This window comes from Stenotrophomonas maltophilia, assembly GCF_002799155.1.
GTDB lineage: Bacteria > Pseudomonadota > Gammaproteobacteria > Xanthomonadales > Xanthomonadaceae > Stenotrophomonas > Stenotrophomonas maltophilia_R.
This window is the reverse complement of the sequence record NZ_NERD01000002.1, coordinates 2948363-2961821: the sequence shown is the minus strand read 5'-3', so window position 1 is coordinate 2961821 and position 13459 is coordinate 2948363. Positions and strand designations below refer to the sequence as shown.

Genomic DNA, 13459 nt, shown 5'->3' with positions numbered 1-13459 from the left:
CCGAACCACAGCCCGAGTGACTTGTTTACAAGGCGCATTGCAATCGCATTTGAATCGTCGACGCGGGCTCTTGCAACCTCCGCTGTCTGCCACGCCGTCGGGCCGCAGGGTTCAGTTCGTGCTGGGTTCGGGGATGCTAAAAGATCGTTAACCATAGCCTCCCCTCGTCCGCTGCCCGGAGCGTGAATGATCGCCGCACTCGTGCCCATCAGGCGTTGCTTTGATTTTTCAGGGCGATCCAACCGGAAGGAGTTCTGGTCGTACTCTCTGTTTGCTGCGCTTGCGGTGGCAGTGGGCTACACCTTGATGGACGGCGGATACTGGCTGACAGGCACCGTGCTGCTCGATTGGGAGGCCTTCGGGCCGTTCCGGACGCTGGGAAGCGTGATGACGGTTTGCGCGGTCGTCGTCCTTCTTCCGCCGATGCTGGCCCTGGCCGTTCGACGACTGCACGACATCGACGAGTCTGGCTGGTACGTCGTGATCGCCTTCATCCCGCTGGGAGTATTCGTCCTCTTCCCTCTCATGCTCCTGCCGGGCAACGAGGAAGAGAATCGATTCGGCGATGTTTCCGGCCTGCCGGGTGCGTGACTCAGCGCCGGGCGAAGTCCACCAGGTCGGAAGGGTAGTGTGGGCAGGTGCGCAGTGTGGCGTCGTCACCGCCATACAGCACCACCAGCGCTGCTACCTCAAGCGCCCAGTATCCCCATGCATTCGGTCCGGTCAGGCGTCGGGTCCGCTTCTGGGCCTTTGGCGCCAGCAGGAAGAAGTCGCGGTACTGCACCTGCAGGTAGCCGGCCAGCAGCGAAGGGTCGAACGCTTCATCGTCGCGCAGCGGCGCGAACAGCTCGGCGAACGGTCGCGGATGAAAGACCTCATCACTGGCTTCCACCAGGCCCAGCGCCGGCGCGGTGAGGTAGTCCAGCACGCGGTCGGTGTCGAAGCAGAGCACCTTCTCCACCAGCGCCGGCAGGCGCTCCTGCGCATCCAGCAGCACGCCCAGTGACAACAGTTGCAGCGCGTACTCGTAGTGCTGCGTTGTACGCGATTGCAACGGCGCAGCCAGCGCGATGTCGTGGCCTTGCTGTTGCAGGCTGTCCCGGGCAATGGCCAGCAAACCCGCATGCTCGAGCCAGAGATCTGCTACGTCGGCATGCATCTGCTGCAATGCGGCGGGGGCGAAGCCTCGGTCGATGCCTTTCAGCAGCAGGTTGCTGCCGGTCTGTGCGGCCGTTTCCCAGCCGTAGGCATGCTCCAGGGCCGCATACCCCTGCAGCGGTTCCTCCGCAGATTCACCGCCATTGCGCGCATGGCGTGCAAGCAAGGCCATGCCTGCGTTCCAGTCCGCCTGCCAATCAGGCAGGCGAAGCGTGCGACGCGGTAGGCCCGGGGCCTTGGCCAGTGCTCTCCATCGCGGCAAGATTTCCTGCAGCCGATTCCGGCGCTTCACGGCAGTCATCGATTCCATCATCAGGGAGAGTCTAGCGGCATTGCCGGTTCGAACCCCATTGCCTGGCACAGCGTTGAAGGTTTGAATGGTGCGCAGTCGCCGCCACCAAACCCGCATGACCGTTGATCGAATCGCCCTCCGCCGTTTCACCCAGTGGCTGCCATTCCTGATATGGGTCGCCATCTGCGTGGCGTGGTGGTCGCCTTGGGGCGTGGTCGTTGGCCTGGCCGCATGCCTTGCCCTGGGCGGCGTGCTGCAGCGCTTGGATCTGGTTGGCGATGCCGTAGGTGGCGCACTGCTGCGCTCACGGGCGAAGCTGCCCTTCGCCACCCGACCGCCCACGCATGATGTCCTGCTGGATTGGGGCGAACTGGGCATGGGCGGGCCTGCCTACGGCACCGTGATGCTGCGCGATGGCGCCATTGTCGAGGGTGTATCCACCGCAGGCAGCCACGATGCCAGCGGCGAGTGGCAGGCGCTGGCGGGCAGCGCGCTGCGTGTGGCCAGTGGCTACAGTGATCGCAGCGAAGCGGTGATCGTCTACGACGAAGCGGACAAGAGGGTGATGCACCTGCAGGCGATTGTTCCCAGTTTGTTCTGGCAGGAACTGCACGAGCGCCGGCAGCTTGGCGGGGATGCAGAAGCCGCGATGTGGTTGCGAGATCTTCCCGGCCGAGCAACCACGCTGCGCCCCTGCCGGGGTCTATGGCTGGAACAGCAGCATCCGGCGCTGGCCGCCGGGTTGCCGCAGGTATTGCGGCATGTCCTGCCTGATGCCCGGGTGCTGCAGGCCATCCCGCTGCTTCCCGACGACCTGCGCCTGACCGCGCATCCGACCCTCTTTACACGCATCTGTCCGTACGCCCTCTGTCTTGATGGCGAGCCCAGTGACCGTCACGCGTGTGATCTGCAGACGGTCATCGCCAGCCCGTCCGGACGATGCGTGGTAGTAGCGGGCAGCGTGCTTGATGGGGATCTGCGTCCCATCGAGGGCGTATGGCTCGTCCACTGGCAAGGGCATTGGCAGGCCATTGGCCGCCGTGCGATGGGCGGCAGCGGCAAGGCCCGGAGTGGGGCCTGGATCGATGTGGTCGAGGTCGGCGATGACGGAACGCTTCGCTGCGAAGCCTATGAGGAACACTGGACGTTCGAGGCGATCACACGCATCCCCACGCCCCACACGGCATTGGCGCTGCCTGTGGAATGGCGGGAAACCGCACTGGCCGTGCGTGTCCGCGATGGCTGCTTCTCGCTGCGCCTTCCCCGCGCGGATCAGCGGCACGTATCCCCTGGATGAGTCACGAGGATGTCACCGGCGATGGCCCTCCACCGCCGGAGACGGGCAAGTGGAAGGCATCATGACGGTCACGTTGCATACCGGGATGCATGCCGGTATGCGCTGGAAGCGCTGAGGAAATGCGCTGCGGGCAGTACTGAATGCGGATGACCGGATTTCCGCACGGCTCATGCGCCTGCCGCCTGCACCCGCTGCGCATACTCCTCGGTAAACAGCCCTGACAACGCCCGGCGCTGCTCCGCATCAATGGCGCACGAGGCGTTGGCTGTGTAGTCGAAATGCACCATCACGCAGCGCCCGCTGGCCACCAGGGCCTCGAACTGGAACGCCTGCTGCACGATCGACAGCGAGGAGCGGCCGATGTTCTCGATGCGGGTCTCGATGCGCACTTCGTGTCCCGGCTGTATCTGCTGCAGGAAGTCGATCTCGTAGCGGCGCAGGATCAGTGTCAGGTCGCGCATGCTGGCCTCGCGGCTGAAATGCCGGAAGATCTCCTGGCGGCCTTCCTCGAACCAGACGGGCAGGGCGGTGTTGGTGACGTGACCGAGCACATCCACTTCGGAGAAGCGCGGAAGGATCGTCAGTGGCATGAAGTCTCCGGGGCGTAGCGGGTGGAGTCCCCGGCGATGGCGCTGCCATCGCCGGAGATGGCGCAGCGGTTACCGGCCGTCAGTCCGAGTAGAAGCCGTTGCCGAGCGTGCCGGGCAGGCCGGGTTCCGGCCACGGCATCAGTGACGTGCAGGCGTCATACAGCGTGCAGAAGTCCTGCCGCAGCTGCGCAGGTACCCAGCTGCCGTAGGAGACGTCGGTCGAGTCGCCCTGGCAGGCGTAGGACACATCGATCCAGCGGGTATTGGCGTGTGAGGCAATGCCCTGGTGCTGGGTCTTGCCCGTGCAGTAGCGCAGGCCCTGGCCGATCAGGGTGTTGTTGGCATCGAAGTAGAGCCGGGAGACTGCGTGGGTCGGCGCGGCCTGCACTCCAGCGGCGCTTCCCACCAGGCCAAACAGCAACAACAGCGGAATTCCCATTCGCATCTGTGGTTCTCCTTGGGTTGTGTAAGCCGGCCGTGTCCTGTCCTGCAGCCGGCGACAGGCATCTTCGCACAGCCCCGGCAGGCACGCAGATGCGCCTGCCGGCAGGGCATCATCCACCCGCCACACGCCCGCGCTATGCTGCGCGCCTGCCGACCGATCCCACTGCGATGAAGCTCGCCATCCTGTCCCGCAACAGCTCCCTGTATTCCACCCGTCGGCTGGTCGAGGCGGCGCGCGCGCGCGGCCATACCGTGCGCATCCTGGATCCGTTGCGCTGCTACATGCGCATCGCCGCCGATGGCTTTTCCATGCACTACAAGGGCCGGCCAATGACCGGCGTGGACATGGTCATTCCGCGCATCGGTGCCTCGATCACCCGCTACGGCACCGCGGTGCTGCGCCAGTTCGAGCTGATGGGCGCGCGCACGCCCAATCCGTCCGATGCCATCCTGCGTTCGCGCGACAAGCTGCGCGCGCACCAGCTGCTGGCGGCCAAGGGCATCGACATGCCGGTCACCGTGTTCGGCGACAACCCCGACGACACCGTCGATCTGCTGTCCATGCTCGGCCCGCCGCCGCATGTGGTGAAGCTCAATGAAGGCACCCAGGGGCGCGGCGTGATCCTGACCGAAAAGGCCAGTGCCTCGCGCGGCATCGTCGAAGCACTGCGCGGCCTGTACGCCAACTTCCTGATGCAGGAATTCATCGGCGAAGCCAAGGGCGCGGACCTGCGCTGCTTCGTGGTGGGCGACCAGGTGGTGGCGTCGATGCAGCGGCAGGCGCCGGAGGGCGACTTCCGCTCCAACCTGCACGCCGGCGGCACCGCCGTGGCCGCCAAGGCCAGCCGCGCCGAGCAGCAGGTGGCGGTGCGTTCGGCCAGGGCGCTGGGCCTGTCGGTGTGCGGCGTGGACCTGATCCGCTCCGCGCGCGGCCCGCTGGTGCTGGAGGTCAACTCCACGCCGGGGCTGGAAGGCATCGAAGCGGCCTGCGGGGTCGACGTGGCCACACGCATCATCGAGCACGTGGAAAAGATCAAAAAGCCCTGATTATTCAGGTGGTTGCGATTCTCATGGCCAAATGATCCGGCGCTTTAACGAGGCTTTAATCGGCCCCGGCGTAGGCTTCAGCGAACCGCAGCTCTGCCTCTCAGCAGGATCGGTATCGGGATACGACTTCAGGCCCAGGCGGGTGCACCGTCTGGGCCTTTTTTATGCCTGTCGGCCCTGTGCCCAAGGTCTCTTGTGGACGCCGCGTGACGGTCGTAGAGTTGGCCCTTCGTTCCGGGATGGATCGGGAGGTTGGCGATGTACCGCATCATGATGATCGCGTTGCTGCTGGGCCTGTCTGGCGCTGTTGCCGCCAAGCCGGAGAAGGTCGCTGTACAGATGGACCGGCAGGGGTCGGTCGCCGAGCAGATGCGCCAGGTGGAGACCGCCCTGGCCGCCCCCGACTATGCCGAACTGTCTGCCGAGGATCGCGGCCAGGTACAGCAATCGCTGTCGCGTATCCGCCAGTACATGGGCGAGCGCCAGAGCGTGCAGGAGCTGCCGCCGCAGCTGCAGGCCGAGGTCTTCAACGAGCAGGAACGCATCAACACCCTGTTGGCGCGTGGCCATGAAGACAGCCGCCAGATCTGCAGGTACGAACGCACCACCGGCAGCAACATGCCCAAGAGCCGCTGCCTGACCGTGGCCGAACGGCGCCGGATCGAAGAGAAAGGCAAGGCGCTGATCAACGACCAGCGCAGCTACAACACGCTCAGCCCACCGCCCGCCGGGCGTTGACCGCACCGCCCTCCGGCCCACCGAACGTGCACTGGTGGCATGGCGGTGGCACCGCAGGGTCAATGTTCCACTCATGGAAGAACCTGGAGGTAACGATGCAGCGCATGACCCCCGTCGCCCTGATGCTGGGCCTGGCCCTGGCCACCACTGCCCACGCCAAGCCCGAGAAAGGGCAGGTGAAGTTCGACGCCAACGCCCCGGTGGCCGAACAGATCCGCAACGTCGAAGCGGCGATCAACACCGAGGACTACAGCGAGATCGGGCTGGAAGACAAGAGCCGCGTGCAGCAGGCGCTGGGCCGCATCAAGATCAAGATGGGCGACCACGAACGCGTGGAGCAGGTCAGTCCGCAGGACCGCACCGAGATCTTCAACGACCAGGAAGTGATCAACACGATCATGACCCGCGCCCACGCCGACAGCCGCATGGTCTGCCGCCGCGAACGCACCACCGGCAGCAACATGCCGCAGAGCGTCTGCATGACCGTGGCCCAGCGCCGCAAGGCGCAGGAAGACAGCCGCAAGGCGCTCAACGACAACCAGCGCTTCAACAACTACAAGCCCTGATTGCTGGCGGGCCGATCGCACGCCGCCATCGGTCACCCTGCCGTGCGTCCCTTGTGGACGCATCGGCGGAACCGTAAAGTCGAGACCCTATTCATGGACGAACATGGAGCTCGTCATGTACCGCAACACTACGCTCGCCCTGATGCTGTCGCTGGGCCTGGTTGCCACCGTGCAGGCCAGGGCGCAGAAGGACACCGTGCAGATGGATTCCTTCACCCCGGTCTCCGAACAGATCCGCCGCGTTGAAACGGCCATGGGCAGTGAGGACTACAGCGAGATCGGGCTGGAGGACAAGAGCCGCGTGCAGCAGGCACTGAACCGGATCCGGATCAAGATGAATGGCCGCGAGAAGGTGGATGAGCTGGCGCCGCAGGAGCGCAACGACCTGTTCAACGAGCAGGAGATCGTCAACACCATCATGACCCGCGCCCAGGCCGACAGCCGCATGATCTGCCGCCGCGAGCGCCTTACCGGCAGCAACATGCCGACCAGCGTCTGCCTGACCGTGGCCCAGCGTCGCAAGGCCCAGGAAGACAGCCGCCGGGCGCTGACCGACCAGCAGCGCATCAGCCGCTGATCGCTCGCCCCCGGGGCTTTTGCCGGTGTCGCCCCTTCGGTACGAAATGTTAAGAATGGAACCTGTATCGTTCAGCAGGTAGACGTCGCGTCCACCCGCACAGGGGCATCCTGAGCGGGTGGGCCTGGCCCCCCGACGACCCTTCAAGAACCAGAGGTCCCAGTGCGCATTCTCGTAATCGAAGACAACAGCGACATCGCCGCCAACCTTGGCGACTACCTTGAGGATCGTGGCCACACCGTGGACTTCGCCGCCGACGGCGTGACCGGCCTGCACCTGGCCGTGGTTCACGAGTTCGACGCCATCGTGCTGGACCTGAACCTGCCGGGCATGGACGGCATCGAAGTGTGCCGCAAGCTGCGCAACGAAGCGCGCAAGCAGACCCCGGTGCTGATGCTGACTGCCCGCGACTCGCTGGACAACAAGCTGGCCGGTTTCGATTCCGGCGCCGATGACTACCTGATCAAGCCGTTCGCGCTGCAGGAAGTGGAAGTGCGCTTGAACGCACTGTCGCGCCGCGGCAAGGGCGTGCAGACCCGCGTGCTGGAAACCGGCGATCTGGAATACAACCTGGACACGCTGGAAGTGCGCCGCCAGGGCAAGCTGCTGCAGCTCAACCCGACCGCACTGAAGATCCTGCAGGCCCTGATGGAGGCCGCTCCGGCCGTGGTGACCCGCCAGGAGCTGGAAACCCGCGTCTGGGGCGAGGAGCTGCCGGATTCGGATTCGCTGCGCGTCCACATCCACGGCCTGCGCGCTGTGGTCGACAAGCCGTTTGAAGTGCCGCTGATCCAGACCCGCCATGGCATTGGATACCGCATCGCCACCCCGGAAGCCTGATTCCGTGGCAACCAAGGGGGAGCGTCGGCGTTCGCCGTATCGGCGGCGCCTGCGCAGCCGCATCATCGTCTCGTTCGTGTTGTTGGGCTTCTGCCTGACGACCCTGTTCGCGTTCGCCACCAACTGGGCCCGCATGCGCGTGGAAAACCAGCTGGTGGAAGACGTGATGAACCGCAACATCAACGAGTATGTGCGGCGGTTCTACGAGAGCCCGGATCGCAATCCCGACCTGCCCGTGCAGCAGATGCGCGCGCGCCTGATCAAGCCTGACAAGTTTGATGCGCTGCGCGAGGAAGAGCCGGACTGGTATGAGTTCAAGGATGGCCTGTACAACATGGGCGGCGTGGACGAGCGTGGCCAGCGCTATTCCTACAAGCTGGCCGTGCGCAAGACGCCCGACGCCTGGGCGTTCCTGGCCTACGACATGACCGACAGCGTGCGCGGTGGGCAGCAGCTCAATCGCGCGCTGGTGCTGTCGGTGCTGGTGTTCAGCCTGCTGTCGCTGGTGCTGGGCTGGTGGTCGGCGTCGAAGGTGATGAAGCCGGTCTCGGACCTGGCCGCGCGGCTGCGTGCCTATCGTGGCGGCACCAGTGACCCTGAGCCGCTGGCACCGCGCTTCCCCGATGACGAAGTGGGGCAGCTGGCGCAGGCGCTGGATGATTATTCGTCGCGGCTGACCGAAGTGGTGCAGCGCGACCGTGAGTTCAATGCTGACGTCAGCCACGAGCTGCGCACGCCGCTGGCCGTGATCCGTGGCGCCACCGAGCTGCTGCTGACCCGGCCCGGCCTGGATGAGAAGGTGCTGCAGCGCCTGCAGCGCATCCAGCGTGCCGAACAGCAGTGCAGCGACCTGATCGGCGCGCTGCTGCTGCTGTCGCGCAACGAGCGCGGGCAGGGCACGAGCAACGTCGCCCGCGTGGCCGAACAGCTGCTGGACGCGCACCGTGCACAGCTGGGCGGCAAGCCGTTGGAACTGGCGCTGGAAGGCGAGCGCAACCTGGTGATCGATGCGCCCGAGGCGGCCTTGTCGGTGGCGCTGGGCAACCTGATCGGCAACGCGGTGAAGTACTCGCAGGATGGCGAAGTGCGCGTCTTTGTCGGCAGCAATTCGGTGTCGGTGACTGACAGTGGCCCGGGCCTGAGCGAAGAAGACGCCGCCAAGCTGTTCCAGCGTGGCTATCGCGGCACCCACGCTGGCCATTCGCAGGGCGGCGGCATCGGTCTGTCGATCGTCAGCCGCCTGTGCGATCTGTACGGCTGGCAGGTGAGCGTTCGCCCCGGTGGCGAACGCGGCGTGATCGCCACCCTGACGTTCTCGCCGAAGCCGTTGTAAGAGCCCTTGCATTGGTGGGTGCCGACCTTGGTCGGCACGAATCCTGCCGACCTCGCATAGCGCCCTGTGTCGCTTGTGCCATCGAATCCCCCTCACGGGAACTCCGGGCCAGAAGCCCAACACGACATCACCGTGATCGCCGCCACGGCGCGCGCGTGTCCGCATGCACGCATTCGTGCACCCAACTGTGGCTTGAGAATTTCCTTACAGATCACGCTGCTGCGTGATGGCCAGATGGGGCGGCTGGGGCAGGTGCCCTGGCCGGGATTGGCGTCCTGAAAAAAACCAACATTCAGCAATCTTCGACGGCCCATCGGTCCGTCGTTGAAAATGCACCGCGTGCCTTGCTTCGGCGGGCGGTGCGTGGGGATTCATCAGAATCCGCTGGAGTCTTTTTGCTGAATGTCGGATCTCCGGTACGCCAACCCGCACCGTCCGCCACCTTGCATTCGCAGGTGGCCTGCCGACTGCGAGGAGCCTCACCATGTCCGCACGCCCACTGTTCCCCCAACTGCACGCCCTGATCGGCGAAGCTGCCGACCTGCTGCCGGCCGACGTCGCCGAGCGCGTCGAAACCCTGCTCGATGATCCCAAGGATCTGCTGCCCGCGTTGTTGGCCCGCATGGATGGTCGCGATGCCGCCGACGGCCGGCGGCTGGAAGCGCAGGGCCTCAGCCCGGCACAGGCGGCCACCATGGCCGGCCTCAGCCGCACCCTGGCCGGCTTGAATGCACTCATGCAGGTGCTGCACGCCGCCGAAGCCGCGCGCGAGCAGGGTGGTGCCCACCAGCAGCTCAGCCCGGATGTCGTCGATGGCCTGCTGCTCGGCGCCCGCGAACTGGCCCGCTACGCCCGCCTGCAGCTGGAGTAGGTTCACGCCATGCGCGGATGCGCGATCCAGTAGTGCCGGCCGCTGGCCGGCAGCCCGACCTCAATCCCCAGCCAACCCCAGATACCGCTCATGCAGCGCTTCCACCTGCGCCTGCAGGTCTTCCGGGTGGCCGTCGTTGACCACCACATCATCGGCCAGCGCCAACCGCTGCGCGCGGCTGGCCTGGGCGGCGATCATCTTGTCGGCCAGCGCGGCGTCGATGCCGTCGCGCTGCATCAGCCGGGCGTGCTGCACGGCTTCGGGTGCATCCACCAGCAGTACCCGGTTCAACCACGGGTAGGCCTGCCGCCCACCGACCTCGGTCAGCAGTGGAATGGCGGCAATCGCATAGGGGCTGGCGGCCTGCTCGCACTGCTGTTGCATCAGCAAGCGGATGGCCGGGTGGGTGATGGCTTCCAGTGCCGCCCGTTCGGTCGGGTCGGCGAATACGTGGGCACGCAGGCGCGCCCGGTCCAGACTGCCGTCCACCTGCAGCATGTCGGCGCCGAAGCGCTCGGCGATGCGGCCCAGGGCGGGGCTGCCGGCAGCGACCACTGTGCGGGCGGCCAGATCGGCGTCGGCCACCACGATGCCCAGCGCCTCGAAGCGCCGGGTCACCTCGCTCTTGCCGGCGGCAATGCCGCCGGTCAGGCCAACCACATACCGGCTCATGGGGGCTCCCCTCAGCGCAGTCCGCTCAACACCAGGTACTGCTCCACCACAGGCGCACCCCACATGAAGTACAGCCAGCCTGCGATGGCCAGGTAGGGGCCGAACGGGATGGGCGTGGCGCGGTCACGGCCCCGGGAGTACAGCCAGATCGAGCCGATGATGGCACCCAGCACCGACGACAGCAGGATGATCGGCAGGATGCCCTTCAGCCCGCACCAGGCGCCGAGGGCGGCCAGCAGCTTGAAATCGCCGTGGCCCATGCCTTCCTTGCCGGTCAGCTGCTTGAACAGCCACCAGACCATCCACAGCGACAGGTAGCCCACCGCGGCGCCGACCAAGGCAGGCTTGGCCGGCATGTACAGGTTATCGATGTTGCCTATCAGGCCCAGCCACATCAGTGGCAGGGTCAATTGGTCGGGTAGCAGCTGGGTGCGCAGGTCGATGCCGGACAGGGCGATCAGGAAGCAGGTCAGCACGATGGCGCCGAAGCCCTGCCAGCCGAAGCCGAACTGCCAGACGCAGGCCAGCACCAGCACCGAGGTCAGGGCCTCGACCAGTGGGTACTGCAGCGAGATCGGCGCCTTGCAGTGGCGGCACTTGCCGCCCTGGATGATCCAGCTGAACAGCGGGATGTTCTCGTACCAGCTCAGCTTGTGCTTGCAGTGCGGGCAGTGCGAGGGCTCGACCACGATTCCCGGTGGTGGGGGCTCGTAGAAGTCCGGTTCTTCCAGGACCTCGCGCGCATCGCGCTTCCACTGCCACTCCAGCCGCTTGGGCAGGCGCAGGATGACGACGTTGAGGAAACTGCCCAGCAGCAGCCCCAGGGCGGCCGCGGCGGGGTAGCCGAGGCCGGGATGCTGGTCGAGAAATGCCATGTAGTGATTATCCGACGACGGAAGCGAGCTTGAAGATCGGCAGGTACATGCCGATGACCATGCCGCCGACGATGGTACCAATGATCACCATGATGATCGGTTCCAGCAGGCTGCTGAGGGCGTCAACGGCATTGTTGACCTCCTGCTCATAGTACTCGGCCACCTTGAACAGCATGGCGTCCAGGGCACCCGCCTCTTCACCGATGCCGGTCATCTGGATGACCATGTGCGGGAACAGGGCGGTCTGCTTCATGGCCATGTTGACCGGGTAACCGACCGACACGTCGTCGCGCATGCGCAGAACTGCCTCCTCGTACACTGTATTGCCGGTGGCGCCGGCCACGATGCCCAGGGCCTCCACAAGTGGCACACCGGCCTTGAAGGTCACCGCCGTGGTACGGGCAAAGCGTGCAATCGAGCTGTTGTGCATGATCTGCCCGATGACCGGCACCTTCAGAACCAATCGGTCCATAGTGTGTTGCAGTTTCGGTGATCGCTTGTAAGCCGCAATGAAGCCGACAATCGAGCCGACGATCAGGATCAAGATCAGCCACCACCATGACACCATGAAGCGGGACAGGCCGACGATCATCTGGGTGAAGGCGGGAAGCTCCGCGCCGAAGCCTTTGAACACATCCTCGAACTGCGGTACCACCCAGACCAGCAGGATGCCGCTCACCAGCAGAGCGACCGCCAGCACCATGGCGGGATAGAACATCGCCTTCTTGATCTTGCCCTTGAGGGCTTCGATGTTCTCCTTGTAGGTGGCGACAGTATCCAGCACCGTCTCCAGTACACCGGCGCCTTCGCCGGCCTTGACCAGATTGCGGTAGAGCTCGTCGAACTGCACCGGATGCTTGCTGACCGCCTCGTACAGTGAGGAGCCGCCCTCGATATCGGTTCGGACCGAATCCACCATCTTCTTCATGCGCGGGTTCTTGTGCCCGCTGGCGATGATGTCGAGCGCGCCGACAATTGGCACGCCCGATTTCATCATGGTGGCCATCTGCCGACTGAAGAACGCGATGTCCTTCGGAGTGACCTTGCTGCCGGCGGCGCCGAACAGCGGCTTTGGCTTGGGCTTGACCAAGCCGGGGTTGATGCCTTGGCGGCGCAACTCAGCCCGCAGCAGATTCGCATTCTTTGCGACCTGCTCCCCTTTCATCTTCACGCCCCGCTTGTCGGTCCCCACCCAGACAAACGGCTGCAGCTCCGTGGTGCTGCGCGCCACGGGCTCCTTCTTGATCGCACTGCGACTGACAGACATATCGGCTCCCCAAGACCCGCCATCCCCAGGCGGGCGTCTAGCCGTCGATGGTAGCGGGTTCATGCCCGTCTGGGCAGTTGTCGGGGGCACCATCATGCGAATTCGTGCCGGGTGCCGACCAAAGGTGACGCACTGCGTCACATTGCCGCGTCCATCGCAGATTCGCATTCAGGGGGTTCCCATCCGTGAAATAGCTGCCATCATGGGCGCGGGGAAATCCAGGGGGAGGCGTGCCGGGGTTGGCACGCAACCTGCGTTGATCCACCCGCAGGGGGCAGGACCCGCTCAGCTGGCCGTTGGCCAGACCGATCCTATCCTCTGAAATCAACCACCACTTATCTTGGGGATGTACCAAAATGAAGAACCAGAAGGGCTTCACCCTTATCGAACTGATGATCGTCGTTGCGATCATCGCCATCCTGGCCGCCATCGCCCTGCCGATGTACCAGGACTACGTGGCCAAGTCGCAGGTCACTGCTGCACTTGCCGAAGTCACCCCTGGCAAGACGCAGTTCGAGATCTTCGTGAACGAAGGCAAGGCTGATGCCGACTTCACTGCGACCAAGCTGGGTCTGCCGGCTGCACCGACCACCCGTTGCACCAGCTTCACGATCGTTGCCGGTGCCGAAGGTTCGATTGCCTGCACCTCCATCAAGGGCAGCCCGAAGGCGGCTGGCAATATCACTTGGAAGCGTGCCGCTGATGGTACTTGGACTTGCAACACCACCGTTGCTGATGACAAGTACTACCCGGTTGGCTGCACCAAGGGTGCCTAATTAGTTCCAGCCTTTTGTGTAGACCAAGAAGCCTCGCGAATGCGGGGCTTCTTGTTTATCAGGAATCATGAGAGCGATCGCGCGACTGCGCTTTTGATCTCCACGGGGGGAGGGGG

16 protein-coding genes are annotated in these 13459 nt (G+C 64.9%); 10 read left to right on the top strand and 6 right to left on the bottom strand.

The window, feature by feature from the left end:
* Window positions 1-186 precede the first annotated feature (186 nt).
* Entirely contained in the window at window positions 187-591 is a 405-nt protein-coding gene (locus tag B9Y82_RS14300) for a DUF805 domain-containing protein (RefSeq protein ID WP_100473737.1), read from the top strand.
* A 1-nt stretch (window position 592) separates the two neighbouring features.
* Here the strand turns inward: B9Y82_RS14300 and B9Y82_RS14295 are convergent, their stop codons facing one another.
* Window positions 593-1459 (bottom strand): PoNe immunity protein domain-containing protein, encoded by an 867-nt coding sequence (locus tag B9Y82_RS14295; protein ID WP_343124752.1) that lies wholly within the window; start codon window positions 1457-1459, stop codon window positions 593-595.
* 106 nt (window positions 1460-1565) lie between these two features.
* Here B9Y82_RS14295 and B9Y82_RS14290 point away from each other — a divergent pair, with 106 nt between their 5' ends.
* Window positions 1566-2747 carry a hypothetical protein gene (locus B9Y82_RS14290; RefSeq protein ID WP_238381613.1) on the top strand — a complete coding sequence of 394 codons (1182 nt, stop codon included), beginning with the start codon at window positions 1566-1568 and terminating at the stop codon, window positions 2745-2747.
* A 167-nt stretch (window positions 2748-2914) separates the two neighbouring features.
* Here B9Y82_RS14290 and B9Y82_RS14285 read toward each other — a convergent pair whose 3' ends face one another.
* Entirely contained in the window at window positions 2915-3337 is a 423-nt protein-coding gene (locus tag B9Y82_RS14285) for an acyl-CoA thioesterase (protein WP_100473734.1), read from the bottom strand.
* A gap of 79 nt (window positions 3338-3416) precedes the next feature.
* Window positions 3417-3782, bottom strand: a complete 366-nt coding sequence (locus tag B9Y82_RS14280) for a hypothetical protein (protein WP_238381612.1) — start codon at window positions 3780-3782, stop codon at window positions 3417-3419.
* A 167-nt stretch (window positions 3783-3949) separates the two neighbouring features.
* On the opposite strand from B9Y82_RS14280, the gene rimK reads away from it, so the two are divergent.
* From rimK to B9Y82_RS14245, 7 genes are all read left to right on the top strand, one after another.
* Complete coding sequence (gene rimK, locus B9Y82_RS14275; protein WP_100475240.1) at window positions 3950-4828, top strand: 30S ribosomal protein S6--L-glutamate ligase; 879 nt, start codon at window positions 3950-3952, stop codon at window positions 4826-4828.
* A 258-nt stretch (window positions 4829-5086) separates the two neighbouring features.
* Window positions 5087-5566 (top strand): hypothetical protein, encoded by a 480-nt coding sequence (locus tag B9Y82_RS14270; protein ID WP_100473732.1) that lies wholly within the window; start codon window positions 5087-5089, stop codon window positions 5564-5566.
* 95 nt (window positions 5567-5661) lie between these two features.
* Complete coding sequence (locus B9Y82_RS14265; protein WP_100473731.1) at window positions 5662-6132, top strand: hypothetical protein; 471 nt, start codon at window positions 5662-5664, stop codon at window positions 6130-6132.
* A 115-nt stretch (window positions 6133-6247) separates the two neighbouring features.
* On the top strand, window positions 6248-6709 hold the full coding sequence (locus B9Y82_RS14260; RefSeq protein WP_100473730.1) for a hypothetical protein: 462 nt from the start codon (window positions 6248-6250) through the stop codon (window positions 6707-6709).
* 162 nt (window positions 6710-6871) lie between these two features.
* Window positions 6872-7549 (top strand): response regulator transcription factor, encoded by a 678-nt coding sequence (locus B9Y82_RS14255; protein ID WP_005410804.1) that lies wholly within the window; start codon window positions 6872-6874, stop codon window positions 7547-7549.
* On the top strand, window positions 7512-8882 hold the full coding sequence (locus tag B9Y82_RS14250) for a sensor histidine kinase (RefSeq protein WP_100473729.1): 1371 nt from the start codon (window positions 7512-7514) through the stop codon (window positions 8880-8882). The genes B9Y82_RS14255 and B9Y82_RS14250 overlap by 38 nt, the downstream gene beginning before the upstream one ends.
* Before the next feature lie 484 nt (window positions 8883-9366).
* Window positions 9367-9753: a hypothetical protein gene (locus B9Y82_RS14245; protein ID WP_100473728.1), complete on the top strand. Its 387-nt coding sequence runs from the start codon at window positions 9367-9369 to the stop codon at window positions 9751-9753.
* A 60-nt stretch (window positions 9754-9813) separates the two neighbouring features.
* Here the strand turns inward: B9Y82_RS14245 and coaE are convergent, their stop codons facing one another.
* The 3 genes from coaE to B9Y82_RS14230 are packed head-to-tail and all read right to left on the bottom strand — an operon-like array spanning window position 9814 to window position 12567.
* Window positions 9814-10425, bottom strand: a complete 612-nt coding sequence (gene coaE / locus B9Y82_RS14240) for a dephospho-CoA kinase (RefSeq protein ID WP_100473727.1) — start codon at window positions 10423-10425, stop codon at window positions 9814-9816.
* Between the two features lie 11 nt (window positions 10426-10436).
* Entirely contained in the window at window positions 10437-11300 is an 864-nt protein-coding gene (locus B9Y82_RS14235) for a prepilin peptidase (protein ID WP_100473726.1), read from the bottom strand.
* Window positions 11301-11307: 7 nt separating this feature from the next.
* Window positions 11308-12567 carry a type II secretion system F family protein gene (locus B9Y82_RS14230; RefSeq protein WP_100473725.1) on the bottom strand — a complete coding sequence of 420 codons (1260 nt, stop codon included), beginning with the start codon at window positions 12565-12567 and terminating at the stop codon, window positions 11308-11310.
* Window positions 12568-12923: 356 nt separating this feature from the next.
* Here B9Y82_RS14230 and B9Y82_RS14225 point away from each other — a divergent pair, with 356 nt between their 5' ends.
* Complete coding sequence (locus B9Y82_RS14225) at window positions 12924-13343, top strand: pilin (protein ID WP_100473724.1); 420 nt, start codon at window positions 12924-12926, stop codon at window positions 13341-13343.
* Window positions 13344-13459: the final 116 nt, after the last annotated feature.